The organism is Myxococcus sp. AB056, assembly GCF_006547365.1.
In the GTDB taxonomy this organism is placed as follows: Bacteria; Myxococcota; Myxococcia; order Myxococcales; family Myxococcaceae; genus Myxococcus; species Myxococcus virescens.
Map to the genome: position 1 here is coordinate 1 of NZ_VHLB01000111.1, position 26,189 is coordinate 26,189.

Here is a 26,189-nt window from a genome sequence, read left to right on the forward strand (position 1 = left end):
AGATGTGTATAAGAGACAGGGCCGTGGGCGTTGGGGGCCGGGCGCTGCTTCGTCGCAGACCGCGCCGGTGCCAGAAGTGCCGCAACCCGAGGGCGCGGCTCGATGAGGATGCCGACGATGCCCACCTGATGCCGGGGCAGGTTCGTGAGGAGCAGTTGGGCTCGGTGGATTACGACGTGTGGTGGTGCGAGCCATGCCAGGACGCGGTGGTGGAGCGCTATGGAACGCTCTTCACGCGTCACGTCCGGTGCACGAAGTGCCGTTATGTGACCGCGAACAAGACGAGCCGGACGATTCGCAGCGCGACGTACTCCTCTGGTGGAGAAATCGAGGTCACGGTGCGTTGCACGCACTGCCACCACACCGCGACTTCCCGTCACTCGACGCCGAAGCTCACGCGGTCCACGTCGTCGAGCTCATCCAGCCGGAGCAGCTCTTCGAGCGGCGGGCGTTCGTCGGGCGGTGGCTCGAGTGGACGCTGGTAGTTCGCGAACGCAGCCTAAAGCCATTCAAACTCAGGGCCCCGAATGGGGTCCGTGGTGAGGATGAACGTGCCCTGGAGCATTTCAATCAACTCCAGTGGGCTCGCCACAGGCTGCTTCGGTGACGAGGGGGGACCTCGTTGCCCCGAATGCATCAACCTCCCGTCTTCCAGGAGAATGGCCCAGCGCACTTCGCCTGCTCTGTCGGAGTGGGGGAGATGGCAGTGTCGCGCCACCGCGGCGCGTGCACTCGTGGGGAGCTCGGGCAGCGGCGTCATTCTCGGGGGCGCCACGAGCCTTCCGTCGGAACGGAAGCGGACTTCCGCCAGCATGGGCTGTCGAGGGTTCTTCAGCGACGCCGCCACCAGGGCCGCATGGACGTGGCCCGAATCATCAATCCAGACGCCCGGCTCGGAATCAGGAAGCGCGCTCAGTCCTCGGAGGAGCGTGCTCGCGACTCGGCTCAGACGGCCGGCGCTCGTGGCTCGCACGTGTTGGACTTCCAGCCCTCCTGCGGCCTCGCTCACGAGCACGATGCTGATGCCATTTCCCACGGCCCCGGGCTGCAGCGTGGCGCGAGCGCTCAGGGGCACGGATGGGAGCCTCACTCGCCCCACTTCCTTTCCAGGGGTGACGTTGGGGGCATCCATGCTCGACTGAAATCGCAGGAGTCGGAGCCCTCTTCCGCCAGCCTCCACGATGGGGACGAAGAGCTCTCCAGCATGTGTCTCCAGGGGCGGACGGATGAGCCTCTCTGGCGGTGCCTCCAGGTCAAAGCGGAAGGGCGCAGTGAGCGTCGCGGGCGAAGCGAGGGCGAGAATCGACGCTCCCTGGCGCCACAGGACCCAGCTCACGGCCTCACCGCCCGGCGCATCGTTCGTCCACGGCGCCAGCGCGTCGGATGCATCTGGCGCCACCGCTCCCAGCACCTTCGAGGTCCGCCGGGAGACGCCGCGTCCGTCCTCGTCCGTCTCGTCCACGAAGACGGCCTGCATCAGCAGGGTCTGCCCCTCCAGGTGCTGGAGCCACACGGTGCCAACCCCGGAGTACGGCCCACCTCCAATCATCACTCCCGCCGACGCGGAGTCTGGCCGTCCTGTCACGACGTCGAATTCGACCGGCGCGGACACCGTGTCGATGCCCGCGGCCTGAAGTCGCGCGGTCAGCCGGTAACGGCCGGGCTGGCGGATGGGCGCCCATTCCTGGAGCGGCACGATGGACTCGAGCACGCGTCCCGAGCCCAGCCGGACCTGGGGCGCGACGACACCACCGAGCGGCTGCGTGCCCTCACGCTCGATGACTGTGTAGTGATTGACGGCATGGCCCTTCGGGTACTCGGGGCCCGTGACGGTATACGTCAGGGATTGGTCCGAGTGCCGGAAGGGGTCGGGAAACTCCAGGGGCGTGGCGCTCTCGTTGGACAGGGCGATGCGCACGTCCATGTCTTCTGAAGTGACGAGCTGCGCCTTGGACAATCTGAGTTGGATGCGCATGGGCACACCTCCAGAGGGTGGGGACGGTGCCGTCTTGACCTGGGACGGCGTGGGGACGGGGTTCGCCGCCGACAGCGTCAGCACGAGCAGCCACGGCCCGGAGAGGACGGAGGTGCTCATGGCCGCGCGTTCCGGGCACCGTCGTGGTTCAGGGCGTGGGTGTTCCATCCCCGCAGGCGCAGGAGACAGAGCCCACAGAAGCGCCGCTCCGTCGTGAAGTCGTAGCCCATCAGGCAGTCCTTCCCGTCGACGTCGTGGCGCTTCGCCTGGGCGCCGCCAATTTCGCGGTGCGCGGGGAAGGGGGCATGCGGCAGGAAGAGCTGGTGCCCGATTTCATGCGCCAGTGTTTGTTCCAGCGAGTTGAAGCTGTTTCGGTAGTTGCCCGGCGCGGCGCACTGGATGACGGCACAGCGGTCCCGCTTGCGCGAGGGGAACTCCGACGCGAAACCGTTCACGCGAATGCCGCCGACCGTCGTCTCCAGGTTGTAGAGCCCGGAGAACTGGAAGAGCGCGATGCCCGCAGCCGTTCCCAGCGCCGAGTCCAGCGCCCGGGTGAGCAGTGCCTTTGCCCAGTCCTTGCACTGCCGGTGGTACTCGCGAGCCTCCAGCAGGGGCAGTCTGCGCGCTCGCGTGGGCGCCAGCCACCGGGGGAGGTCCGCATCGCCGCAGTGCTTCACGCGCTTCACCTCGGCCAGGAACTCCGCGTGGGTGCGGAAGGTGAGCGCGTGGCCGCCTGCGGCGAACTGGTCCACAGCAGGGTCGATGGCCGCCCGGAGCTCCCAGTGCGGGGACGCCGCCACGGCCGCGGCGATGCACGCGTTGTATTCCTGAGCGCACCATCCCGAGACGCCGCCCGTGCGGTCCTCCAGGCGCAGAAAGGCCTGTTTGAAATGGCCTTGCACGGTGGAGAGCGAGAACCCGGAGGCGCTCGTGTCCTTGCACAAGAGGCGGGCGATGTGGACCTCGCGCCAGGATTCGAAGATGCCGGTGGCGGCGCGCACGGCGGCGGGCAGCGGTCCATCATCGTCCACGTCCAGCACCACGCCGCCATCCCTGCGGCGGTCATAGGCAAGCTGCACGGTGACTCGCCAGGCGTCTCCCGCGATGCTGGAGGGCTGGAACACCACGCCCGTGCGTCCCGCGAAAGCCCCTGTGGTCCACGCCTGGCTGTAGGCCGCCCAACCGCGCTTGTTGCAGGGCGTGACGCGGAAGGGGAAGACGCCGTCACGGGGCTCGGCCTGGGGCGCGTAGCCGGCCTGTCTGGGAAACACCGCCAACGACGGCGCACCGCGCTTGCCGCCCACGTCCCGGTGCGCATTGTCCCCCTTGGGGTGTGACGTCGAACAGTGACGGTCCAGCGCGTGTTTGAGGAAGGCCCGGGCCGTGGGGGCATGGTGTTCGATGGCCTCTGTCTCGTCCTCCCAGTCCCAGAGGAAGCGCACGCGGCCCAGGGCCTTCGGCGCATCTACCCGGTTGCCGCGCGAGTCCTTCAGCCAGGCTCGGGCGAACAGTGGAATCTCCGGTCCGTGACCCCAGTGCCTGCGGTGCAGTTGGTAGTCCGTGTCATCGGACATCTCCGATGGCTTTGTCTTGAAGACGTTCCCGACCAGCCGGATTTCGGCCTTCTCACCGGGCGCGGGGAGCCGCTTCAACGACTGGGTCAGCTCACGGTCGCGTGGTCGCGAGAGCACCTGAGGCTCACCCAGCTCCAGGTCAACGCCCGCCACCAGGACATGGAAGAACGTCCACGCCACGGGGGCCTGCGCCAGTCCACTGCCTTGGAGCGTCAGCTTCAGCTTGTACGGCGAGTGCTCCACCGTGACGACGCCATCCGGGAAGGTCTCCGACTTGGGCACGCGGCCATCCCATGCCCACCGGTGCTCGCCCTGGAGGAGTTCCTCGCGGCTCAGCTCGCGCGACCACAGCGGCGCCTTGCGGTAGCGCGTGAAGAGCTCCAGCTTTCCGGCGCGCACCAGCCCGCCTGTATTGAGCAGGCGCCACGTCAACTCCACCGGCTCGACTTCGGGCGCGAAGTGGAAGCCGTCATCACCCCCTGTCAGCGCGGGGAAGGGCACGGGGCGGTGGCAGCGGGATTGGGGACCTCCCGGGCTGCGGAGCCGGAAGTCCGCGACGCCATGACTGGCGGGGCGGAGGCGGTTGCGGTTGCGTCCTCCGGGCGCAGCGAGGGCGACACTGGCCGTCAGTGAGATGCGTGCCATGGGTGGGGGCCTCAGGCGTCGTGCAGGCGGATGAGCTCGCGGGAGATGTCCGCGAGCTGTCCCGTTTCCGGCAGGCCATGGCGGCGTTGGAACGCTCGCACGGCGGACTTCGTCGAGGCTCCAGGCGACCCGCGCTCGCCTTCAATGGCGTAGCCCAGGTTGTGCAACCGCTCCTGCGCGGCCCGGAGGGCGTCGGACTCGAATCCCGGGAGCGATTGGAGTTGCAGCGCCCAGCGGAGCGTCACCGGCTCGGACGCGGCGGCGGGCGTGGCGTCCGGAAAGTCCTCATCGGTGACGGCGGGTGGGTAGGGCGGTGGCGCGCCCTTGGCGGCGGCGGGAGGCGCGCTCCGGCGGGGCGGTGGCGCTGGCGGCTTGGACAGCTTCACCAGCAACTCACCCGCAGCGAGGCCCGGGACTTCGTGGCTCAGCGAGCCATCCGCCGCCGTCCTGCCGCAGTGCTCGGTGCGGCCGACCGTGAGCACGTACTCCGTATCCGCGTAGGGCACTTCCTGTGGATCCAACAGGACCAGGTGCAGCCGTCGCTGCTTCAAGATGAAGGTACTGGTGTTTCCTGTCCGGATTGGTGCCGTCCTCGGACTGACCATGCCGCGCTCCCCCCGTGCCTGGATTCGCGATGGTGTCTGTGCATCGTTGAAGGCGTGCCCAAGGTACGGGAACCCGGAGCGCCCTCTATCACCGGAAGTTCTGGGATAACCCTGTTCTGTGCGTCGGGTTAACGGACCTCAACCTGGTGGGTCAGTCAGAGGACGCATGCATGGCCAGCCGGGCGAGCCGGAGTGATCGCTGCGTGACGAGGCCATGTCCGCCGCCGCGTGCATGCCCGGCGCGTGCGGTGTGCCTATTTTGGCCACGGACGTTGAGTCTCGCTTTCTTGGAGGAGCCACGCATGCGCACCACGGACGTTGCCAGGCACGACGAAGCCAGGTGCATCTGGCCCGCACGAGCCGTGCTCGGCGAGGGCCCCTTCTGGGTGGCCACTGAGGGCGCGCTCTACTGGCTCGACATCCCGGGCCGCAAGGTGCACCGGCTGGAGCTCCAGAGCGGTGCCCAGGCGAGCTGGGACACACCATTGCGTATCGCCTCGCTCGCGCCCCGGCGGAGCGGAGGCTTCATCGCGGGGACGGAGCGGGGCCTGGCCTTCTATGAGCCCCGGAGCGCGCGCCTGGAGCGGCTGCTGGACCCGGAGCCTGAGCACCCCCACAACCGCTGCAATGATGGGAAGGTGGACCCGCAAGGTCGCTTCTGGGTGGGCACCATGGATGACCACGAGGAGGCGCCCACCGGCGGGCTCTACCGGTTCGACGCGCAGGGACACCTCGCTCGAATCGATGAGGGCTACACCGTGACGAACGGCCCCGCCTTCAGCCCCGATGGGCGGACCCTCTATGTGAACGACTCGCCCCGGCGCGTCACCTACGCCTTCGACCTGAGCCCGGACGGCGCGGCCTCTGGTCGCCGGGAGTTCCTCCGCTTCGACGAGCCCCACGGCTTCCCCGATGGAATGACAGCCGACGCGGAGGGCGGCTTGTGGATTGCCTTCTACGGAGGGGGCTGCGTGCGCCGCTTCTCTCCGGACGGCGCGTGGCTGGCCGAGTACCGGCTGCCCGTGGCGAAGACGACCAGTGTCGCCTTCGCCGGGGACGCGTTGGACCGGCTGTTCGTCACCACCGGGCGGGATGGGCTCAGCGCGGAGGAGCTCGAGGCCCAGCCGCTGGCCGGTGGGCTCTTCGAGCTGACACCGGGCGTCCGCGGCGTCGCGCCGGTGCCCTTCGCGGGCTGACCCGGCTCAGCCTTCCTCTTCGACGGCTTCTTCGTACTGGCGCGGGGGCAGCTCGGCGGCGCGAGCCGCGCGCAGGTGCTGCACCGCGAGGAATCCCACCGCGCCCAGGCCGAAGACGAAGACGAAGGGCCCGGGGAGCAGGCGCATGTTGAGCCCCGCGAACGCGAGCGACAGGGCCACCGCGCCCGCGGGCAGATAGCGCGTCCAGGACGGGCGCTCCACCTCCGGCCGCAGCGCCAGCAGGGCGAGCACGGCCAGCAGCGCCAGCTCCACCACCACCGACGCCGGCAAATCCCAGCCCCGCAGATGGGTGACGCCGCCACCGTAGCTGTAGAGCATGTCGTCGGTGGGCCGCTGCGTGGCGATGACGCGCAGCTCGGGCGGGCCCTGGGGCACCGGCGCGTTGTCCGGCAGGCCCAGGTCCAGCTTCACCGTGCCCCACGGCGCGAACAGCGCCAGCAGGCACACCGCCACGCCACCCAGGCCCACCAACTGGGGCATCGCCAGGAGTTGCCGGGGCTCGAAGTACGCGCCCACGCCGTCCTCTCCCGCGATGACCTTGCGGTACTGGTCATGGGCCACCAGCCCCACGCCCGCCACCATCAGGAGCGGCAGCACGCCCAGGCTGAGTGAGCGCAGCGCCAGCGCCCCCATCACCGCGGTGGCGGCGGCGGCGGCCTCCGGCGTCATCAGCACCGCGGGCATTCGCTCGGTGAAGCCAGGCGACTGCTCCGCGGCGCGCAGCTCGCGTGCGACCAGCACCGTGCCACTCACCACCGCCAGCAGCGTCCCGAGGAGGCCCACGCCAGAGGAGGAGAGCAGGGCGGACAGGAAGACGGCGCAGCCCACCACGATGACGCCCAGCACCGTGGGCGAGTGGGCCGGCACATGCGCCAGCCACTTCGGCCCGTCGTAGGCCGGGGCGGACTGGCCCGGGTCCGTCTTGTCCTCGGGCGGAAGCTCGGGCGCGTCACCCACGACATAGGGCCGTGAGTGCTCATCCGCCTCCTCGAGAATGTCCGCCGCATAGGCGGGCTCCGCCAGGTCGCGCTGGGGCCGCGAGGGGCGGAGCGCGACCCGGGTGCCCGTTCCCTTGGGCAGCTCGGGCATGGTCGCCCCGCAGTTCTCGCAGTACCGCAACCGGGAATTGGAGTCTTCACCACACTCCAGGCACCGCATACCGCCACCTCATTGGGACGACAGGGGCTACTTCCGCGCGGCCTCGGTGGGGGCGGAGGGCGTGGACAGCTCCTGGATGCGCAGGGCCAGCGTCTGCGGGTCGATAGGGCCCACATGCTTGCCCCGGATGATGCCGTTGGGGTCGATGAAGTACGTCTCCGGCACGCCCGCCACGCCGTAGTCCAGCGCCATCCGCGAACGCGGATCCACCAGCTGCGGGAAGCTGGCGCCGTACTGCTGGAGGAAGCCGCGCGCGTTGTCGTCGGTGTCCTGGAACACCACGCCCAGGAACACCGCCTGCGAGCCGTACTGCCGCGCGCCCCACTCCAGCACGGGGTGTTCGACGCGGCAGGGGCCGCACCAGGACGCCCAGAAGTTGATGACCACCGGCCGGCCCTTCAGGTCCGCCAGGCTCACCTTCTCTCCGCTGTCCAGCGCGCGCAGCCCGAAGTCCGGGGCCGGCTTGCCCTTCATCATGAAGGGGACTTCGTGCGGGTTGCGCCCGAAGCCCTTGAACAACACGAAGAGCAGGCCCGCGCAGAGGACCACGAAGCCCAGCGTGTAGCGCCAGCCCTTCATCAGGCGGCCCCTCGCTCGGCGTCACCACCCGTGAGGGGGGAGGCGCCCACCGCCGGCGCGCCCGCCATGGCCATGGCGGTCTTCCGGCGCGGCCACAGCGCGATGAGGGTGCCCAGGACCAGCAGGGGGATGCTCCACCAGATCCACCCGACGAGCGGGAAGACCCAGATGTTGATGCTCGCCGTGCCGGCCTGCTCGGAGAAGGCCATCAGCGACACGTAGAGGTCCTCGGCCGGCGTCTCCCGGACACCGGGGGTGCCAATGGGGTCCGTGCTGCGCTCGTAGTAGTTGAGCCGCGGCTTCAGTTCGGAGACCTTGCCGCCCGGGGACGTCACTTCAATGCGCGCCGCCACGTAGGTGCGGTGGGGCTCCTCGCCGCTGACCAGGCCCAGGTACTTCATCTGGTAGCCGCCCAGCTCGATGACCTGCCCCTTCTTCAGCGTGCCGGAGGTGTGCTTCACGTACGCGGAGGACGCGGCCACCGCGACGATGATGAGCACGATGCCCAGGTGCACCACGTAGCCGCCGAAGCGGCGCTGGGCCTTGAGCGCGCTGGTGGTCAGCGCGGCGACGAAGCCTTCCTTGCGCTCGGACATGCGCACCCGCACCGGCGCCACCAACTCCCGCACGGTGATGACGGTGACGAAGCCCGCCAGCCCGAAGGTCATCAGCGGGTACACGCCGCGCAGGCCCGCCGCGAAGCACGCCGCCGTCACCACCAGCCCCACCACGGAGGGGATGATGAACTGCCGGCGCAGCGTGGCCGGATCCGGCTTGCCCCAGGGAAGCACCGGGCCCACGCCCATCAGGAAGAGCACCGCGATGCCGCCCGGCACCGCCATCTTGTTGAAGTACGGCTCGCCCACGCTCACGCGCACGCCGCGGACCGCCTCGGAGATGAGCGGGTACAGCGTGCCCAGCAGCACCGTGAAGGTGATGGCGACGAACACCAGGTTGTTCACCAGGATGCTCGCCTCGCGAGACAGCGGCGAGGCCAGCTGGCCTTCCGGCACCAGCAGCGGACCGCGCACCGCTAGCAGGCCCACGCACAGCACCAGCAGGAAGCCCAGGAACACCAGGAAGGTGGGCCCGATGTCGGACTGGGTGAACGAGTGCACCGAGTTGAAGATGCCCGAGCGCGTCATGAACGTGCCCAGGATGGTGAGCACAAAGGACGCGAGCGCGAGGCTGAGCGTCCACAGCTTCAGCATCCGCTTGCGCTCCTGCACCATGGTGGAGTGCATGAACGCCGTCGCCGTCAGCCAGGGCAGGAAGGACGCGTTCTCCACCGGATCCCACGCCCAGTAGCCGCCCCAGCCCAGCACGGCATAGGCCCACCAGGCGCCCAGGATGATGCCAATGGACAGGAAGAGCCACGCCACCAGCGTCCAGCGCCGCAGGGGCGCCATCCACGCTTCGCCAATCTCGCCGCGCAGCAGGCCCGCCACCGCGACGCCGAAGGGCACCGTCATGCCGACGTAGCCCAGGTAGAGCATGGGCGGGTGGATGACCATCAGGATGTGGTTCTGCAGCAGCGGGTTGGGGCCGGGGCCGTCCGCTGGCACTGGGGACACCGCGCCCCAGGGGTTGGCCGGGCCCGCGATGAGGAAGGCGAAGAAGACGCCCACCGCCAGCATGGTGCCCAGCGCCAACTGCATGTACCGCGCGTGCTCGCGCCGGTGGATGTAGGCGAAGGCGGCGATGTAGCCGCCCATGATGAGGCCCCAGAAGAGGATGGACCCCTCCAGGGCGCTCCACAGCGAGACGATGGTGTAGACCAGCGGCGTGGCCCGGCTGCCCACCTGCGCCACGTAGCGCACGCTGAAGTCGTGCGTGACGAGCGCGTGGACCATCACCAGGTTGGAGCCGACCATGCAGGCGGCGAAGCCCCACACCGCGCGCAGCACCCACGGGAAGCCTGCGTCACTTCGACGCAGGCCGCTCACCAGGCCCACGAGCGCTCCGAAGGTCGCGAACGCGAGCCCTCCGAGCACGAGGCCGTAGCCAACGGTTCCGTTCACTTCGCACCCATGGCGGTGGCGTCGGAGAGCGTCTCCTGCCACTGACGAGGATCCTCACCCTCCTTGGGGGCGCGGTACTCGTTGGAGTGGTTCACCATCAGCCGGTTGGAGCTGAAGACGCCGGACTTGTCGTAGGTGCCTTCCACGACGACGCCAATCTTGTCGCGGAACATCTGCGGCGGCGTCTCCGTCGCGCGGACCAGCACGCTGGGCGCGCCTTCCTTGACGTCATCCGCCACGCGGAATTGCAGGGTGGTGTGCTCGGCGTTCCACTGGATGCTGCCTGCCTCCACCACGCCACCCAGGCGGATGGTGGCCGAGTACGCCTTGTCACCCTGGCCCAGCATCTCCGACGGGCTCCAGTAGTAGACGAGGTTCTCACCGATGTTGCCGAAGGCCACGAATCCCAGGCCGGCCCCCGCGACGAGCAGGGCCCCCAGGGCGATCAGACGGTTGCGAGCGACGGGGGACATGGCGACTCACTCCTTGGCGTCGGTGGGGGCTTTGGGCCGACGAACCCACAGGGACACAGCGTAGAGAACGAGCATGGCGACTGTAATGCCGTAGCAGGCCCAGACATAGCCCCAGCCGCCAACGATGCGGCCGCTGCCCACCTGTCCCGGCGCCGCCGCGAGGATCCACAGCATCTGCGTGGAAAGCGTCATCATGTTCAGGCCACCCTCGTGGAGTTGGCGCCACCCGCGGCGGCGAGGTCCGACGGCAGCGCATCCGGGAGGGCCACCTCCGCCTGGCGCTCGGCCAGGGCCTGGCGGTAGCGCAGCACCAGGAACCAGATGGTGAGGAACAGCATGCCGAAGGCCGACACTCGCAGGGCGAGCGTCATCTCCGGGTCCACCGTCTTCGGCGTGGACTGCACCTGGTGCAGGCTGCGCCACCAGCGCACGGAGAACCAGACGATGGGCAGGTTGATGGCGCCGATGATGGCCACCACCGAACTCCACGTGGCGCGCTTTTCCGGGTCCTCCACGAAGCGCCGCAGCACCAGGTAGCCGGTGTACGTCACCAGCATGATGGCCTGCGAGGTCAGGCGCGGGTCCCACGACCAGTAGACGCCCCAGGTCGGCCGGCCCCAGATGGCGCCGGTAATCATCCCCGCGGTGCCCAGCACCAGGCCAATCTCCGCGGATGCCTCGGCGGCGGCATCCAGCTTCCAGCTCGCCTTCATGAGGTAGCTGATGGCCACCACGAAGTTGATGGCCATGGCCACCATGGCCACCCACTGGAGCGGGACGTGGACGTACATGATGCGCTGCACGTCACCCATCTCACGGTCAGGCGGTGCCCACGCCAGTCCCAGCCACCACCCCGCGGCGAGAACGACCAGCGCCAGCGCCGGCAGGCCCCACTTGATGAACTTTCCCATCCGTCAGTCCTCGATGATCCGCGGGAACAGCAAGAAGCCTACGCCCCAATAAATCAGATTGAATCCGCCTAAAAGCCCCGCCCATGAGTCAAACTGACGCATGGGGTCTCCCTGAAGTACGAGCGTGGTCGCCTTGGCCGCAGAGAGGAGGGCTGGGATGACCAGCGGGAACAATAGCAACGGCAGGAGCACATCCCGTGCCCGGGCATTGCTCGAAATCGCGGCGTAGACGGTTCCTGGGGCGCTCAAGGCCAGGCTGCCGAGCAGGAGGATGAGCCCCAGGTCCGCCATGCTGGTGACGATGCGCACCCCGTAAAGGGCCACCATGACGGGCACCAGCAGGACGCCCAGGGCCGTCAGCAGCAGGGTGTTGCCCAGGGCCTTGGACAGGAAGATGGCGCGGGCGTCGGCGGGGGCCAGCCGGATGCCGTCCATGCACGCGTTCTCCGACTCGACGCGGAACGACTCGCCCAGGGCGAGCACGCTGGCGAAGAGGATGGCCAGCCAGAAGTAGCCGCCGGCGTTCTTCTCCAGCAGCTTCGTGTCGGGGCCCAGCGCGAAGGAGAACATCAGCAGCGTGGCCAGCGCGAAGAAGATGATGGCGTTGAGGCGCGCGCGGGTGCGCCACTCGATGAGCAGGTCCTTGCGCAGCAGCGCGAGGGTCGCCGTCAAAAGGCCGATGGGGCGGGGACGCGAGGTGCTCATGCCGCCACCGCCCGGCCTTCCTGCAGGTGAAGGCGTTCTTCACACAGCGTCAGGCCTTGCTCGATGAGGTGGGTGGCCAGGATGACGGTGACGCCGCTGGTCTTGAGCTCCGCGATGATGGCCTCCATGTCGCGGATGCCCGCGGGGTCCAGCTCGCCGAAGGGCTCGTCGAGCAGCGCGATGGAAGGCGCCTTGAGCAACAGGCGGGCAATCGCCAGGCGCTTGCGCATGCCGGCGCTGAAGCTGCGGACCGGGCTGTCGGAGCGGCGGCTGAGCCCCACCCGGGTCAGCTCGTCGCTGGCGGCGTCCGCAGGCGAGGGCAGTCCCAGGAGCCGGGCCAGCACCGTGAGGTTCTGGTGCGCGGTGAGGTCCTCGTAGAGGAAGCTGGCGTGCGACAGCAGCGCCACGTCACGGCGCACCGCGTCGCGCTCCACCACTGCGTCGCGGCCGAGCACTTCCACCCGGCCCGCGGTGGGGCTCAGGGCGGTGGCCAGCAGGCGCAACAGGGTCGTCTTCCCGGAACCATTGTGGCCGGTGAGCAGCAGCGAGCGTCCGGCGGGGAGCGCGTACGTGAGACGCGCCAGGGCCCACCGGCGGCCATACCGCTTGCTGACGTCATGCAGGGCAAGCGCGGGGGCGGCGGAGAGGGGAAGCATCGGCGGGGGCGTTCGTATCCGGAAACCAGAACGTCCACCAGTGAAACCCAAGATGGTGGCCTGGACGGAGAAAGGGCGAGCCCGTCGGGAGGAAAGGTTTTCCTCCCCATGTGGTCGGAGGTGCCCGCCGGGGGGCTCCGGGGTTCCACGGAGGGGAACGTCCACTGCTCACCACGCGACCCGTTCGGACGGCTGGCCCTCTCGACTGCCCGGTCCAGGGTGCCCAACCTCCCTCCTGGCACCTCCCCTGCAACGGTGCGCGGGCATGCGAGGCGGACTCAGCTGATCCGCGCGGAGGGCGTGAATGGCGACGGGCAAGGTGTTGCGTAGAGCGGTCAAGGCGGCGGCGGCGGGGATGATCCATTACAGCGGAATGCGGCGGGCAATGGCCGCGTATCGGCGCTCCCAGTCTGGCGGGAGGCGCATCCTCATCGTGAGCTACCACCGCGTGGTGAGCGACTTCACCGGGGAGCTGCAGCGCTCGATTCCCGGGCTGCTTATCTCCCAGGAGACCTTCCGCCGGCACCTGGAGGAGGCGCACGCGGCGGGCTTCGAGCTGGCCTCCATTGGTGACGCGGTGGACGTCATGAATGGCCGCCGGGTGGCGAAGAAGGACTTGTGCGTCGTCACGTTCGACGACGGCTACCGCGACGTCTACCGGTACGCCTATCCGGTGCTCAAGGAGATGGGCGTTCCGGCCATCACCTATCTGCCCACGGCGTTCATCAGCACCGACAAGCGCTTCAACCACGACCGGCTGTTCCACCTGCTGCGCCGGGTCCAGGAGCGCCGCTTCCGGCCGCTCTACGACTCGCTGCCCGCGCCCGCGCTGCAACTGCTGGGGCCCATCCTCTCCGGGCAGAAGACGGTGTCGGCGTCGCTGGACGACTTCATCGGCGAGCACCCCACGCGCGTGCTGACGGAGATCATCGACGCGCTGGAGCAGCAGCTCGGCGGCGGCGCGGACCTGGTGCCGGAGCAGGGCGACATCATGAACTGGGACGAGGTGCGCCGCATGGCGCGCGACGGCTTCGAGTTCGGCGCGCACACGCTGGGCCACACGGTGCTGACGCTGGAGCCGCAGGAGGTGGTGGAGCGCGAAATCCTGGAGTCCAAGCGCGCCATCGAGCGCGAGGTGGGCATCACCGTGCGCGACTTCGCCTACTGCAACGGCTGGTACTCGGACGAGGTCATCCGCGTGCTGTCGGCCAACGGCTTCCGTTCCGGTGTCACCACGGAGGACCTGCCCAATCGTATTGGCGGTGACCCGTTCACCCTCAAGCGCAAGGTGCTGTGGGAGAACTTCAGCCTGGGCATGCTCGGCGACTATTCGTCGGCGCTCACCGGCTGCCAGCTGGATGACTGCTTCGGGGTGCTGGGCATGAGCAGCCCGGTGCCGGGGAAGCGCCCCCATTTCATCAGCGCCCCCACCGTGGGAAACCAGTTGAGCAGTGCCCCGGTGCGGGTGAGCCCCAAGCCAGCGACCAGTAACGAAATCGTGTTGGGTCCGGAGACCGCCACGACCATCCAGGAGGCTCCGTGAGCGGAGGTTCCACGTCGGCAGCGTCCGGGGGCTCGTTCCTCGGGCGCGCCGGCCCCTTGGTGTTGGCTCGGCTGTTCACCGCCGGGCTGACGCTGTCCATTCCCCTCGTGCTCGCCCGGGTGCTGAACCTGGACGACTACGGGACGTACTACCAGCTGTTCCTCATCGCCACGACGCTCTACTACGTCCTGCCGTTCGGCGTGGTGCAGAGCCTCTACTACTTCCTGCCTCGCGCGGACGCGAAGCGGCCCTTCCTGGGGCAGACGCTGCTGTTCATGTCCGCCATGGGCCTGGTGGGCGCGGGTGCGGTGTGGGCGCTGCTCGGGTATGTGGCGGGCTGGTTCTCCAATCCCGCGCTGGCCGAGTACCGCCTGCCGCTGGCCGCGTACACCGCCTTTCTGCTGGGGAGCTTCCCGCTGGAGGTGTCCCTCACCTCGCAGGGCCGCACGAAGGCGTCCGCGGTCGTGTACTTGATATCGGACGCGGTGCGGGCCTCGGTGATGGTGGTGCCGCCACTCCTGGGCGCCTCGCTCTACGGAATGATGATGGCGGTGGCGGCCTTCGCGGCGCTTCGCTACCTGGCGACGTGGGTGGTGTCGCTGCGCGGCGCCACCGGCCCCTTGGTGGACCGCCAGCGCTTCCGCGAGCAACTGACCTACGCGGCGCCGTTCGGCGCGGCGATGCTCTTGGCCATTCCCCAGCAGAACGCGCACCTGTACGCGGTGGCGGGCGCGGTGGCGCCGGCGCTGTACGCGCTCTATCGCGTCGGCTGTTTCCAGTTGCCGGTGGTGGACCTCTTGTACACGCCCACCAGCGAGGTGCTGATGGTGCGGCTGGGCGAGCTGGAGCGCGAGGGCCGCCTGGAAGAGGGCGTGGAGGCCTTCCGCGAAGCAGCCGGAAAGCTGGCCTACTTCTTCCTGCCTTTCGCGGCGTTCCTCTTCTCGGCGGCGCCGGAGTTTATCGGGGCGATGTTCGGTGAGAAGTTCCTGCCCGCGGTGCCCGTCTTCCGCATCAGCGTGCTGGGTGTGGTGCTCTCCATCCTCCCCATGGACGGGACGCTGCGCGCCCGGGGGCAGACGCGGGCCATCTTCGCGTCCTACGCGGTGAAGGCGGCGGTGACGGTGCCGCTGGTGTGGTTGGGGGTGAAGCACTTCGGGCTGATGGGCGGCATCGGCTCGTGGGCGGTGGCGGAGGTGGTGGGCAAGGCCATGCTGCTGGCCCGGGTGCCCGCGGCGCTGTCCACGCCGGAGCGGAAGCTGGGCGTGGCGGACGTGATTCCCTGGCAGTCGTTGGGCAAGGCCACGCTGGCGGCGTGCGCGGCGGCGGCGGCGGTGTTCGTCCTGCGGGCTGGTGCCCACGGGGCCTGGGCGCACCTGCCCACGGGCTTCCTGTGGCGCGTGCTGCCTCTGGCGGTGGCCGGGGCACTGTTCTTCATCGGATACCTGGTGGTGCTGCACTTCACGGGGGTGCGACCGCTCAGCCTGATCGCGGGGCTGCGAGCCCGAAGGGTGGGGTAGCGCACTTCCCTCCCTGCGGGGCGGTACCTAGTTTGGTGCGGGTTGGAACAAGGGGATTGGGAGGCGTGATGGGTGTCGACGCGATGACGTTGTACCGGCTCGCGCGCGGGCTGAAGAAGCGGGGCGTGCCCCTGCTGCCAGCCGTCCTGCGCAAGGCCATCTACTATCTGCACAGTTCATACATCCCCGAGGACGCGGAGATCGGCGAGGGGACACAGCTGGGCTACGGCGGCATTGGCGTGGTCATCCACAAGGCCTCGCGGATTGGACGCAACTGCCTCATCTCGCAGCAGGTGACCATCGGCGGGCGCTCGGGCATCGAGGGTGCTCCCGTCATCGGTGACTACGTGCGCATGGGCGCGGGCGCGAAGATCCTGGGCAACATCCACATCGGTGACTTCGCCGTCATTGGCGCCAACGCGGTGGTGGTGAAGGACGTGGCTCCGGGCACGGTGGTGGCCGGGGTGCCCGCGCGGGTCATCCGGCAGGACCCGGATCCGCTCGGGACGTACCAGCGCGAGATGGGGGAGCTGCCGCCCCGTGTGTCGCTGGTGTCCGTGCAGTCGTCTTCCACGCTGCGCCAGTAGTCCGCGGGAGTCACATCGATGCGCGTGCTCCTCGTCGGGGATTACCCGCCGCCTCATGGTGGCGTCGCGGTTCATGTTCAACAACTTCATGGCTACCTGCGCGGCTGCGGGGTCGACGTGAAGGTGCTCGATATCGGGAAGGGGGGCCGGCCGGCTCCGGATGTCATCCCGGCTCGCGGCGCCGCACCGTTCGCCCTGTGGCTCGCGCGGCACGTCGCCACCGGGTGGACGATTCACGTCCACACCAGTGGCAACAACCCGAAGTCCTGGGTGCTGGCGGGGATGGTGGGAAGCCTGCCTGGGCCGAAGTCTCCCCGGGTCATCACCCTCCACTCGGGACTGCTGCCGGACTACCTCGCCGAGTCCGACGCGCGTCGGAACTTCGCGCGCGTGGCGCTTGCGGGCTACTCGCGGGTGGTCGCCGTGTCCGACGCCGTGAAGTCCGCGCTAGTGGGCTGCGGCGTGCCCGCGGAGAAGATCGACGTGCTCCCGGCCTTCTGCGCCTCGCAGGTGCGGCCGGGGCCCGTTCCATCAGCGGCGGAGGCCGCGCGCTCCCGGCGGCGGGTGCTGCTGTCCATGGCGCACCATCCGTCGCCCGTCTACGGGCGTGCGTTGATGTTCAAGGCCCTGCGCGAGCTGGCGCAGACGTGGCCGGACGTGGGCCTGGCGCTCTTCGGTCCGGGCCTGGACTCCGAGGCGTTCATCCGCGATGTCCGCGAAGCGCGCGTAGCGGGCCACCTGGAGGTGCTGGGGGAGCTCGAGCACTCCGCTGCGTTGGGGCTCATCGCGCGCAGCGACGCTTTCGTGCGGCCCACCACACATGACGGGGACTCCATCTCCGTGCGCGAGGCGCTGACGCTGGGAGTGCCCTGCGTGGCCAGCGATGTCTGCGTCCGGCCCGAGCCCACCCGCGTGTTCGCCGCGGGCAATGCCGGGGAGCTGGCGCGGGTGATTCGCGAGGCCGTGGCGGCAGGGCCCATGCATGTGCCCCAGGTGGATGCGGGGCCGGAGCTGCTCTCGCTGTACGGGGAGCTGTCCTCCAACAACGGTTTGAAGTCGCCACACGAACAAGGTTCAGGCCTGGGGGAGACGAGACATGCGGCGCAGTGATGAGCTGGACCTCGCGCGCAGGGCATTGCGCGGTCGTGACCTGGTGGTGTTCTCCAACGACTGGGATGGGGACCCGCTGTCGAAGGTCCACATCATGCGGATTCTCTCCCGGGAGAACCGCATCCTCTGGGTGAACAGCATCGGCAACCGCGCGCCGAAGGCCAACGCGCATGACGTGAAGCGCATCTTCGACAAGCTGGGCCGCTTCACCGAAGGCGTCCGCGAGGTGGAGCCCAACATCCACGTCCTGTCGCCGCTGGCCATTCCCTTCTATGGCTCGGAGCTGGTGCGCGGCGCCAACCGGCAACTGCTGCGGCTCCAGGTGCTGCGGGCGATGAAGAAGCTGGGCTTCCAGAAGCCCATCTCCTGGAGCTTCCTGCCCGCGTCCGCGCCGGTGTCCGGCACGCTGGGCGAGGAGTTCGTCATCTACCACTGTGTGGACGAGTTCGCCGCCTTCAGCGACACCAATGGCCGCCACATCGCGGAGCTGGAGGAGCGGCTGCTCAAGCGCGCCGACCTCTGCATCACCTCCGCCGAGCGGCTGCGGGAGAACAAGGCCCGCGTCAATCCGCGCACGGTGCTGGTGCGGCATGGCACCGACTTCACCCACTTCGTGAAGGCGTGCGACCCGGCCACGACGATTCCCGCGGACATCGCCCGTCTGCCCAAACCCATCATCGGCTTCTTCGGGCTGGTGGCGGACTGGGTGGACCAGGAGGCCATCATCGCAACGGCCCGCGCCCATCCGGAAGGCTCGGTGGTCATCATTGGCAAGACGACGCCGGACTGTGATGACTCCGCGCTGCGCGCCGAGCCGAACATCCACATGCTGGGCCGCAAGCCGTACGCGGACCTGCCCGGCTACAGCAAGGCATTCGACGTGGCGCTGATGCCGTTCAAGGTTAGCGAGCTGACGCTCAACGCCAATCCGCTCAAGGTGCGTGAGTATCTGGCGTCCGGCCTGCCCGTGGTGTCCACGGACCTGCCGGAGGTCCGCAAGGTGGGGCTCTGCAAGATTGCCAAGGACACCGAGGACTTCGTGCGCAAGGTGGACGAGTGTCTGGCGGACAAACCCGGTCCGAACCGCGAGCGCGCCGAGCGCATCTTCGGCGAGAGCTGGGACGCGCGCGTGGATGAGATTCGCCACCACGTGGGCGCGGCGCTCATGGCGGACGGCAAGGCACTCTGACGTACCGCCCGCCTAGGCACGGGCTTCGCGGCCCGCAAGCGCCCGCTCCAGGTGGGCGTAGCGGCGGGCCACCCGCGCGTAGTCCGCCGGTGCCACGGTGGGCTGCGCGTGGGTCCGCGTGAGGTCGGCCTTCGCCTCCAGGTACTCGGTGGCGGAGACGCCTCCGTCCTGTTCCATCAGGCGCGCTGCGTCCTCGTCCGACAGGCCCAAGGGGATGCCCAGGCGCTCCTGCATCTGCTGGCGCAGGGCCTGGTCCAGCTCGGGTAGCAACTCCTTCTCCACCTTCGCGCGGCGCATCAGCCAGCCCATGCTGCGCACGTACTCCAGCGCGGACCGGTGGCGCTCCACGCGCAGCGGGCGCGGCGCTCCGAAGCGTGTGCCTCGCGACACGACGTAGAGCAGACCCACCGCCAGCACCTGCGCCGTGAAGACCCAGATGCCACGGGAGAAGGGGGGCGGCGGCGCGAGCTGGTGGTGGTACTCGTCGAACAGCAGGGGCCCTCGGGCAGCCAGCGCTTCCCAGAAGCGCAGATTGTCCAGCAGCTCCAGGCGCCGGTTCTCCAGCAGGTCCGAGCCGGCAAGCACGTACACCTCGCCCTTGCCCATGGCCCTGCGCCACACCGCCACCGCGCCGCCCATACCAGCGACGGGCACGGCGTCATCGTGGTCCATGCGCAGGCCCCGGTCCTGGGAGATTCGAAGCTGGGAGAGTCCGTGGAGGGGACCCACGGGCAGCCATACGTCCACGGTGGTCCCGCCCACGTCGGACAGCGTTGAGTCCAGTCCACGGCTGCTGGCGGGTAGCATCAGCCCGGACTCCAGATGCAGCCATCCCTCGAGCGCCCCTTGATGTTTCCCCAGCTCGCGGGGCGACAGGTACACGAGCGTCCCGCCTTCCTGGACGAAGCGTTCCAGCTCAGTGACTTCTTCCGTCGTCACGGGCCGACCCTCGGGGGCCGCGAGCACCACGGTGCGCGTATCAGGGGGAATGGCTTCGAGCGGCGTCAGCAGCGTGTCCACGGCGCGGCCCCCCTCGCGGAGGTACAGATAGAGCGCGCGAGCACCCTGCGGCGCCGTGTTCTCCACAGTGGGCACTGGTGAGTCAGGCGCGTCCGTGCGCGTGGACAGGCCCACCGCCAGGGCCAGCGCGATGAGCACTCCGAAGAAGACGACGGCCCGGGTGTTCGTCACCGTGCGCCCTCCGTGGCCAGGGTTCCATTCAGCGACTCGACCTCGGTGACGAAGCGGGCGGCTTCCTCCTGCGCCACCGGCGCGAGCGAATAGAAGGTCCGGTCGTACCAGCCCATCAGCCGCTCCACCTCGCGCACCAGCGCCGCGGACGCGCCGCGGCCGGGCAGCTCCGCCGCAAGCTCACGGTTCGTTCGCACACGGTCTGGCCGGGCCAGCCGCCGCTCCTCCAGTGCGGACAGCAGGCTCAACAACCCTTCCCGGATGGCTTCGCGTGCATCCGTGGAGAGCGCCGCCCGGGCCCTGCGCAGGTGTTCGGCCGGAGAGTCCAGGACCAACGGCTCCGCGTTCGCTGCGGAGGAAGCGGAGACATGCGCCGCCTTGCGTCCACGCCGCGCACGGAGCCGGAGCACGCTCCACAGGATGAGCGCGAGCGCCAGCCCCAGCATCACCGCGCGCGTGGCCACCGCGAAGCCCTGGGCTTCCCTGGATTCGAAGAGGCCCTCCAGCCACGCCGTCACCTCCCGCATGATGCGCTTCAACGCATCGCCGTGCCGCTGACGCGCGCGGGCGAACTCGGGCCGGTCGAGGATGGCCTCCAGCCGCTCGGGTTCTGTCGGTGGGGGCGGGACGGCGCTGGGGCTGTTCGCCAACGCCTGTACGTCGCAGGCCTCCTTCAGGAATCGCGCGATCTGCTCCGCTCGCTCGGGGGCGGTGTCCCCGTCCTGGGCGGGAGGCAGCGGGATTCCGCCCAGGCGTGCTGACAGCGTGCTCACTTCATCGGCGAATCCGGCCTGGCGGTGTTCGGCCGTCTCGCGCAGGTCCAGCGTGATGTCCTCGCGCTCGGCGCAGGGCAGGGAGGCCAGCAGCAGGAGGAGGGGCAGGCTCGGCACGGTGGAGTCCCGGGGGCGCCGTCAAATGGCGGGCGTCATCGTGTTGAGCTGGTGCTCCAGGTCCAGCGCTTCGCGGCGCACGCGCATGTCCAGGTAGAAGAGCGCGCAGAAGACGAAGTTGATGGGCGTGAAGAAGGACTGCGCCACCGTCTGCAGCAGCTCCACCGGGACGAGCAGGAGCTGCGGCGTGCGGGCCATGGTCCCCGGGTCGAAGGGGCTGCCGTAGGGCATCATCGCCAGCCACGAGGGCAACCCGGAGACGAGCTGGACGGAGATGAGGATGAGACTCACCACGGTGAAGAGAATCATCGCCCGCACCATCACCCGCCCCATGAAGCCCGGCTCCACGCGGCCCGACAGGAGCTGACCGGAGCGCCGGAACGTCTCCCAGGCGCCCAGGTCCTCCATGGCCAGCACCGGGGGCACCAGCAGGAAGCGCAGCATGTACCAGAGCGCCGCGGCCAGCAGTCCCAGGCTCGCGAGCAACGCACCGACCACGCCCAGCACGACGGCCAGGGTGCTGGAACCCGAGGTCACTCCGACGGCGATGCCGATGACCGCGAGGATGAGTCCGGGCAGCATGAGCGCCATCGTCACCAGCGTGGACCAGCCGAGCGACAGCAGGTACACCCCGGTCAGCGTGCCCAGCCGCGAGAAGCTCCGGCGCAGTGCATCCGCGGGACGGACCGGCTCTCCCAACTGGGAGGTGAGGACGTAGCGGGACGCGGCCAGGGTGGCCAGCCAGTACGTCCAGACGAGGAACAGGAACAGGCCCATCCACAGCGCGATGGTGATGCTCGCTTGCGGCAGCATGACCGCCGGGTCCAACTGGGCGCGCGACTCCGCGTCTCCCGTGTAGAGCAGTGGCGCCACCCGTTGGCCAATCACCAACGTCGCCTTGGTCGCGATGTAGTTCACCAGCGTGAAGCCGAAGCTCAGCAGGAAGAGGGGCTTCAGGTGGGAGCGCCAGAAGGTGGCGGCACGGTCAATCATCTCCCCCATGGCGAGGGGGCGCAGCGCGGCGACAGCGGGAGTGGAGCTCACGGGGTGCGCAGCATATCCCGCCCGGCGCACGCGGCCAGCAGGCTCCGAGCCGCCGCCGTCGGGTCGTCGGCCTCCAGGACGGACGAGATGACCGCGAAGCCCGCCGCGTCCGGCAGCGTCACCGCGCGCGCGGGGATGATTCCGCCCAGGGCCAGCGCGGGGCAGGGCAACGCCGCGGCCAGGGCGCTGAACCCCTCCGGCCCGAGGGAAGGCCGTGTGTCTCCCGGCTTGGAACCGGGAGCGAACACTGGGCTCACCAGGGCGAGGTCCGCGCCTCGGGCCGCATGGGCCTCCGCCACGTCATGCACGGCGGCGCTGATCCACCTCCCGGCGGGAAGGTGAGGGCGGACGTCCATGGGAGAAGGGCCATGGGCGGGAAGGTGGACATGGGCGCCGACGAGCAGCGCCACGTCGACACGCCCATTGATGAAGAGCGGGTTGCCACGTGGGTGGCACAACGCGGCCAGCTCCCGCGCCTCGTCGAGGAAGCGGCGCCCGGTGGCCTCGGGGTGGCGGTGCTGGACGGCCACCTCGGGCCCGGCGTTGAGCGCCCGGGCGAGCGCCCACCGCAGCCGTTCGGACGGCAGGCGCCAGTCGGTGATGACGACGAGCCGGGGAAGGGTGGAAGGCACCACCGTGCGCCCCCGGACGTCAGTGGTGGACGAGCCCGTCAATCGGGCTGGACGCGGAGCCGTAGGCCTTTCGCGGGATGCGGCCCGCCAGGTACGCGTCGCGGCCGGCCTCCACCGCCTTCTTCATGGCCACGGCCATGCGCACCGGGTCCTGCGCGCCGGCGATGGCGGTGTTCATCAGCACCGCCTCCACGCCCAACTCCATGGCGATGGCCGCGTCGGACGCCGTGCCCACGCCCGCGTCCACGATGACGGGGACCTTCACCGTCTCCAGGATGAGGCGGATGTTGTGCGGATTGCGGATGCCCAGGCCGCTGCCGATGGGCGCCGCCAGCGGCATCACGGCCGCGCAGCCCGCGTCCTCCAGCTTGCGGGCGGTGATGGGGTCGTCACTGGTGTAGGGCAGCACGGTGAAGCCCTCCTTCACCAGGATGCGGGCCGCCTTCACCGTCTCCTCGACGTCCGGGTAGAGCGTCTTCTCGTCGCCGAGCACCTCGAGCTTCACCCACTTGCTCATGCCCAGCTCCTCGGCGAGCCGGCAGGTGCGGACCGCGTCATCCGCCGTGTAGCAGAGCGCCGTGTTGGGGAGCAGGCGCAGGCGGTTGCGGTCAATCCAGTTCATCAGCGACGCCTCGCCCGTGGCCTTGAGGTCCAGGCGGCGCACGGCCACGGTCACCATCTCCGTGCCGGAGGACTCGTGGCAGCGCTGCATGATGTCGTGGCTGGGATACTTCCCCGTGCCGAGGATGAGCCGGGAGCTGAACGTCACTCCGGCGATGGTGAAAGGCTTGTCCTGGATGCTCATGTGCGGACTCCTGGCTAGCCGCCGCCGACGAAGGTGACGATTTCCACGCGGTCTCCCGCCTGGAGGTGGTGTTCGGGGTGGCGGGCGCGGCGCACCACCTCCGCGTTCACTTCCACGGCGACGCCGGGGCCGCCCACTTGAAGCGACTCTAGCAGCGCCGAAAGGGTGGTGCCTTCCGGCACCTCGTGCGTCTCTCCGTTGACCCAGACCTGCATGGCCTCACGGCTCCTTGCGACGACGGGACCTGGGCACGCACTACAAGGGTGACTCCGCGCTGTCAACGCGCTCGCAGGCCCGTACGCCCGCTACCGTCACCGGTATACTCGGGGACGTGCTCGTTCGTTGGACGGCGGGGCGGATGTGGGCAGCGCCTCCCAGGATGACGGGGGCGTGGTGCGACACGGACGGAGGGAATTGAGATACCGACCACACGCCCCATGAAGAGACTTCTCGCGAGCGCATCCTTCTCCATCTGCGTGGCCATGGCGTGCACGCCGGACGCCATCGATTTCACGGGCAAGACGTGCGAGGACGCACGGGATTGCCCGCCGCCGTACGTCTGTGTCGCGGCGAGGCCAGGGGAAGGGCGCACCTGTGAAGTGCTGGGACTGCCGGGAGTGCCGGACGGCGGTGACGCCGGGCCCGTGCCCACGTGGTGCGAGGACATCCAGCCCATCTTGGCGGCGAGCTGCGTGAGTTCGTGCCACGGCGCCGATACGAGCAGCAGCGGCGTGACGTCATTCCGCCTGGACTACTACGCGCCCGAGGAGGGAGGTATCCCAGGCGCGCACGCAATGGCGGCGCGAATCCAGGCGCGCGCGTACGTGTTCCAGGACATGCCGCCGCCGGGGAGTCCGGTACCCATGCCGACGGCACAGGAGCGCGAGCGCATCGCGCGGTGGGCGCGAGAAGGCGCGCCGCTGTGCGCGGACGGCGGTCTCTAGCCGTTCTTGCGGCTGGGCCCGGTATCTCCGTTTTCTGCCCTTGTTCCCTGGCAGGGCAGGCAGGCGGCCATGCGCCCCGTGGTCCGCCGTGCGCCCCTAAGGCATCCGTGTGCGCCAGACAACCCCTGTTCAAGGGAGGGGGGAGCACCCAGTTTCTGCCCAACGCCGGGGGAAACGCTCTCTCGGCCGCAAGTGAGTGAGGGGGAAACCTTCTCCCAATTCCACGTGAAAGGAGCAGGAACAAATGCGCAAGCTCATGATGGCGGTCACTGCGGTTGCGGGTATGTCGTTGGTCGTCACTGGCTGCAGCAAGCGCGACAACGTCGAGTCGCAGCGCCAGGACGTCGCCGAGGCTCAGGCGGAGGCGCAGCAGGAGACGGCGGAGATTCGTCAGGACGCGCGGGAGGACATCGCCAGCACGCAAATGGAGGCCCAGGAGGACATCGCTGGGACGCAGCGTGAGGCCGCCGAAGAGATCGCCAGCGCGCAGCAGGACGTCCAGGACGAGCGCCAGGACCTGGCCGAGGCCGAGGCTGATCGCCGGACGGACCTGAATGACGACATGGCCCTGGGTGGCTCCGGCGCGGCGGGTGCCACCGCTGCCGCGAGCAGCGTCAGCGGCCGCGTGCTCTCCACCGGCAACGATGAGCTGACCGTGGTCGACACCAGCAACAACAAGCAGCTCGAGCTGAAGACGAACGACCAGACGCGCATCCTGCACAACAACCAGCCGCTGAAGCTGGATGACATTGAAGAGGGTGCCCAGGTCCGCGCCTCGTATGTCCGGGACGGCAAGGACATGGTGGTGCGCGAGCTGACCGTGACGCAGCCGGTGCAGAAGAAGAAGTAGTAGTCAACGCGTCGAGCGCAGCGGGCGGCTCGTTTCCTCACGGACCGCTCAGAGACGGCCTCCGCTTCGTCGGGGGCCGTTTCCTTTTTTTCCTGAATCCGTGCTGGGAGGTTGGAAGGGTGTGTCGGACGTGGGTGGTAGGAGGGATGCGTGAGGTTTTCTCACGCCTTCCCAACCCAGGGGAGGACTTCCTGCCCAGGAGGCATCACCCGAGATGTCCACTCACCCCCCAGAGCCGCCCGCTTCAAAGCCATTCATTCTCTTCACCACCGGGGCCACGGCGTATGAGTTGATCCGCTACCTCGGGGCACGGGGCTCCGGAGAGCTGCTGCTCGCCCGGCGGCACTATGCGGGCGTCCCCGGCGACCTCGTGCTCATCAAACGTTTGCAGGACGTCGGAGACGCGCAGGGGCGTGCGCGCCTGCGCGAAGAGGTCAAGCTGCTGATGCGGCTCAGCCACCCGGCCATCGTGCAGGTGTTCCTGGTGCGGGTGCATGAAGGATTGCCCCACCTGGTCATGGAGCACGTGGACGGAAAGTCCCTGGAGACGCTCATCAGCTACGCGGCGCTGCGGCGCCGGCCCTTCTCGGAAGCGTTCGCCGCCTATGTGGGCGCGGAAGTGGCGGATGCGCTGCACCATGCCCATACGCTGGAAGACGCCCGGGGTCGTCCATTGGGCATCGTCCACCGGGATGTGTCGCCGCGGAGCCTGCGTCTGGACGCGCGTGGCCATGTGAAGCTGTCTGACTTCGCCATGGCCTGGGCGAAGCTGCCGGGGCGCATCGTCACGGAGACCCATGTCGTCCGGGGCGACCTGGCCTACGCCTCACCGGAAGCGCTGGCGCGAATGCCGCTGGACGGCCGCGCCGACCTGTTCTCCTTGGGCGTGGTGCTGCTGGAGGTGCTCACCGGCTTGCACCTGTTGGATCTGGAGGACGTGGAGCGGGCCGCGCTTGCCGCGGGGCCGCTGCCTGACGCGGAGGTGCTGCTGGCGGAGGTGCCCAGCTGGCTGCCCGCGCCCTTGATGGCCGCGCGCATGGCGTGTCTGGCTCCGGCGCATGTGGAACGCGCCACCCAGGGATTGTCCCCGGCCATGCGGGCCATCCTCGGCCGGCTTTTGCGCCGGGAGCCCTCAGAGCGCTTCCAGTCCGGGCAGGAACTGGCGGACGCCCTGCGCGCCGTGTTGGCCGGTCAGGGGTACGCCTACGGACCGACCGAAGCCATGCGGGAGGCCACCCAGGTCCGCCGCGACGCCCGCTGCCGCCGGCAGATGGCGGATGTGCTGCGCTGGGAGGACTCCGTACGTCCAGAGGCCCCGCCGCGCACGACATCCGGGGCGGGGTCTTGAGTGACGGCGGGGGCACAGGG

General features: G+C 69.2%; 27 protein-coding genes. 10 read left to right on the forward strand and 17 right to left on the reverse strand.

Annotation, left to right across the window (positions count from 1 at the left end; genetic code table 11):
- The first annotated feature begins 23 nt into the window (after positions 1-23).
- Positions 24-485 carry a hypothetical protein gene (locus FMP39_RS32450; RefSeq protein ID WP_228558528.1) on the forward strand — a complete coding sequence of 154 codons (462 nt, stop codon included), beginning with the start codon at positions 24-26 and terminating at the stop codon, positions 483-485.
- Positions 486-499: 14 nt separating this feature from the next.
- Here the strand turns inward: FMP39_RS32450 and FMP39_RS32455 are convergent, their stop codons facing one another.
- From FMP39_RS32455 to FMP39_RS32465, 3 genes are read right to left on the reverse strand one after another with little or no spacing between them, the layout of a single operon-like run.
- A complete protein-coding gene (locus tag FMP39_RS32455; protein WP_141593929.1) occupies positions 500-2,095 on the reverse strand; it encodes a hypothetical protein in 1,596 nt (531 codons plus the stop codon).
- On the reverse strand, positions 2,092-4,194 hold the full coding sequence (locus tag FMP39_RS32460) for a hypothetical protein (RefSeq protein WP_141593930.1): 2,103 nt from the start codon (positions 4,192-4,194) through the stop codon (positions 2,092-2,094). Before FMP39_RS32460 ends, FMP39_RS32455 begins: the two co-directional genes overlap by 4 nt.
- Positions 4,195-4,205: 11 nt before the next feature.
- On the reverse strand, positions 4,206-4,745 hold the full coding sequence (locus FMP39_RS32465) for a peptidoglycan-binding protein (protein WP_228558529.1): 540 nt from the start codon (positions 4,743-4,745) through the stop codon (positions 4,206-4,208).
- 356 nt (positions 4,746-5,101) lie between these two features.
- Between FMP39_RS32465 and FMP39_RS32470 the strand changes: the two genes are divergently transcribed.
- The gene (locus FMP39_RS32470; protein WP_141593932.1) at positions 5,102-5,995 is read left to right on the forward strand and encodes an SMP-30/gluconolactonase/LRE family protein; all 894 of its coding nucleotides are present in this window, start codon (positions 5,102-5,104) and stop codon (positions 5,993-5,995) included.
- A 6-nt stretch (positions 5,996-6,001) separates the two neighbouring features.
- Here FMP39_RS32470 and FMP39_RS32475 read toward each other — a convergent pair whose 3' ends face one another.
- The 8 genes from FMP39_RS32475 to ccmA all read right to left on the reverse strand — a co-directional run bounded on the left by FMP39_RS32475 (position 6,002) and on the right by ccmA (position 12,519).
- Positions 6,002-7,105, reverse strand: a complete 1,104-nt coding sequence (locus FMP39_RS32475; RefSeq protein WP_228558530.1) for a zinc ribbon domain-containing protein — start codon at positions 7,103-7,105, stop codon at positions 6,002-6,004.
- A 96-nt stretch (positions 7,106-7,201) separates the two neighbouring features.
- Positions 7,202-7,753: a thiol:disulfide interchange protein gene (locus tag FMP39_RS32480; protein ID WP_011553297.1), complete on the reverse strand. Its 552-nt coding sequence runs from the start codon at positions 7,751-7,753 to the stop codon at positions 7,202-7,204.
- Positions 7,753-9,774, reverse strand: coding sequence for a heme lyase CcmF/NrfE family subunit (locus tag FMP39_RS32485; protein WP_141593934.1), 2,022 nt, complete (start codon positions 9,772-9,774; stop codon positions 7,753-7,755). The genes FMP39_RS32480 and FMP39_RS32485 overlap by 1 nt, the downstream gene beginning before the upstream one ends.
- Positions 9,771-10,247: a cytochrome c maturation protein CcmE gene (locus tag FMP39_RS32490; RefSeq protein ID WP_011553299.1), complete on the reverse strand. Its 477-nt coding sequence runs from the start codon at positions 10,245-10,247 to the stop codon at positions 9,771-9,773. Before FMP39_RS32490 ends, FMP39_RS32485 begins: the two co-directional genes overlap by 4 nt.
- A 6-nt stretch (positions 10,248-10,253) precedes the next feature.
- On the reverse strand, positions 10,254-10,442 hold the full coding sequence (locus FMP39_RS32495; RefSeq protein ID WP_011553300.1) for a heme exporter protein CcmD: 189 nt from the start codon (positions 10,440-10,442) through the stop codon (positions 10,254-10,256).
- A 2-nt stretch (positions 10,443-10,444) separates the two neighbouring features.
- The gene (ccsA, locus tag FMP39_RS32500) at positions 10,445-11,158 is read right to left on the reverse strand and encodes a cytochrome c biogenesis protein CcsA (RefSeq protein ID WP_141593935.1); all 714 of its coding nucleotides are present in this window, start codon (positions 11,156-11,158) and stop codon (positions 10,445-10,447) included.
- 3 nt (positions 11,159-11,161) lie between these two features.
- Positions 11,162-11,863, reverse strand: coding sequence for a heme exporter protein CcmB (locus FMP39_RS32505; protein WP_141593936.1), 702 nt, complete (start codon positions 11,861-11,863; stop codon positions 11,162-11,164).
- Positions 11,860-12,519 (reverse strand): heme ABC exporter ATP-binding protein CcmA, encoded by a 660-nt coding sequence (gene ccmA, locus FMP39_RS32510; protein WP_141593937.1) that lies wholly within the window; start codon positions 12,517-12,519, stop codon positions 11,860-11,862. Before ccmA ends, FMP39_RS32505 begins: the two co-directional genes overlap by 4 nt.
- A gap of 385 nt (positions 12,520-12,904) precedes the next feature.
- Between ccmA and exoL the strand changes: the two genes are divergently transcribed.
- The 5 genes from exoL to exoP all read left to right on the forward strand — a co-directional run bounded on the left by exoL (position 12,905) and on the right by exoP (position 18,465).
- A complete protein-coding gene (gene exoL / locus FMP39_RS32515; RefSeq protein WP_141593949.1) occupies positions 12,905-14,062 on the forward strand; it encodes a spore coat polysaccharide deacetylase ExoL in 1,158 nt (385 codons plus the stop codon).
- Positions 14,059-15,579, forward strand: coding sequence for a spore coat polysaccharide flippase ExoM (gene exoM, locus FMP39_RS32520; protein ID WP_141593938.1), 1,521 nt, complete (start codon positions 14,059-14,061; stop codon positions 15,577-15,579). The genes exoL and exoM overlap by 4 nt, the downstream gene beginning before the upstream one ends.
- Positions 15,580-15,647: 68 nt before the next feature.
- A complete protein-coding gene (locus FMP39_RS32525; protein WP_141593939.1) occupies positions 15,648-16,166 on the forward strand; it encodes a serine O-acetyltransferase in 519 nt (172 codons plus the stop codon).
- Positions 16,167-16,184: 18 nt separating this feature from the next.
- A complete protein-coding gene (gene exoO / locus FMP39_RS32530; protein ID WP_141593940.1) occupies positions 16,185-17,276 on the forward strand; it encodes a spore coat polysaccharide biosynthesis glycosyltransferase ExoO in 1,092 nt (363 codons plus the stop codon).
- Complete coding sequence (exoP, locus tag FMP39_RS32535) at positions 17,263-18,465, forward strand: spore coat polysaccharide biosynthesis glycosyltransferase ExoP (RefSeq protein WP_141593941.1); 1,203 nt, start codon at positions 17,263-17,265, stop codon at positions 18,463-18,465. The genes exoO and exoP overlap by 14 nt, the downstream gene beginning before the upstream one ends.
- Positions 18,466-18,477: 12 nt before the next feature.
- On the opposite strand, the gene FMP39_RS32540 is transcribed toward exoP, so the two are convergent.
- Genes FMP39_RS32540 through thiS form a run of 6 tightly spaced genes read right to left on the reverse strand, consistent with a single transcriptional unit; the run spans position 18,478 to position 23,242 of the window.
- A complete protein-coding gene (locus FMP39_RS32540; RefSeq protein ID WP_141593942.1) occupies positions 18,478-19,656 on the reverse strand; it encodes a DUF4350 domain-containing protein in 1,179 nt (392 codons plus the stop codon).
- The gene (locus FMP39_RS32545) at positions 19,653-20,546 is read right to left on the reverse strand and encodes a DUF4129 domain-containing protein (protein ID WP_141593943.1); all 894 of its coding nucleotides are present in this window, start codon (positions 20,544-20,546) and stop codon (positions 19,653-19,655) included. The genes FMP39_RS32540 and FMP39_RS32545 overlap by 4 nt, the downstream gene beginning before the upstream one ends.
- A gap of 21 nt (positions 20,547-20,567) precedes the next feature.
- The gene (locus FMP39_RS32550; protein WP_141593944.1) at positions 20,568-21,590 is read right to left on the reverse strand and encodes a hypothetical protein; all 1,023 of its coding nucleotides are present in this window, start codon (positions 21,588-21,590) and stop codon (positions 20,568-20,570) included.
- A complete protein-coding gene (locus FMP39_RS32555) occupies positions 21,587-22,225 on the reverse strand; it encodes a thiamine phosphate synthase (protein ID WP_141593945.1) in 639 nt (212 codons plus the stop codon). The genes FMP39_RS32550 and FMP39_RS32555 overlap by 4 nt, the downstream gene beginning before the upstream one ends.
- A gap of 16 nt (positions 22,226-22,241) precedes the next feature.
- Positions 22,242-23,027, reverse strand: a complete 786-nt coding sequence (locus tag FMP39_RS32560; protein ID WP_090495046.1) for a thiazole synthase — start codon at positions 23,025-23,027, stop codon at positions 22,242-22,244.
- 14 nt (positions 23,028-23,041) lie between these two features.
- The gene (gene thiS / locus FMP39_RS32565) at positions 23,042-23,242 is read right to left on the reverse strand and encodes a sulfur carrier protein ThiS (protein ID WP_026114303.1); all 201 of its coding nucleotides are present in this window, start codon (positions 23,240-23,242) and stop codon (positions 23,042-23,044) included.
- A 222-nt stretch (positions 23,243-23,464) separates the two neighbouring features.
- On the opposite strand from thiS, the gene FMP39_RS32570 reads away from it, so the two are divergent.
- From FMP39_RS32570 to FMP39_RS32580, 3 genes are all read left to right on the forward strand, one after another.
- Complete coding sequence (locus FMP39_RS32570) at positions 23,465-23,971, forward strand: hypothetical protein (protein WP_141593946.1); 507 nt, start codon at positions 23,465-23,467, stop codon at positions 23,969-23,971.
- Between the two features lie 244 nt (positions 23,972-24,215).
- Positions 24,216-24,821 carry a hypothetical protein gene (locus FMP39_RS32575; protein ID WP_141593947.1) on the forward strand — a complete coding sequence of 202 codons (606 nt, stop codon included), beginning with the start codon at positions 24,216-24,218 and terminating at the stop codon, positions 24,819-24,821.
- 214 nt (positions 24,822-25,035) lie between these two features.
- Complete coding sequence (locus FMP39_RS32580; protein ID WP_141593948.1) at positions 25,036-26,169, forward strand: serine/threonine-protein kinase; 1,134 nt, start codon at positions 25,036-25,038, stop codon at positions 26,167-26,169.
- Positions 26,170-26,189 lie beyond the last annotated feature (20 nt).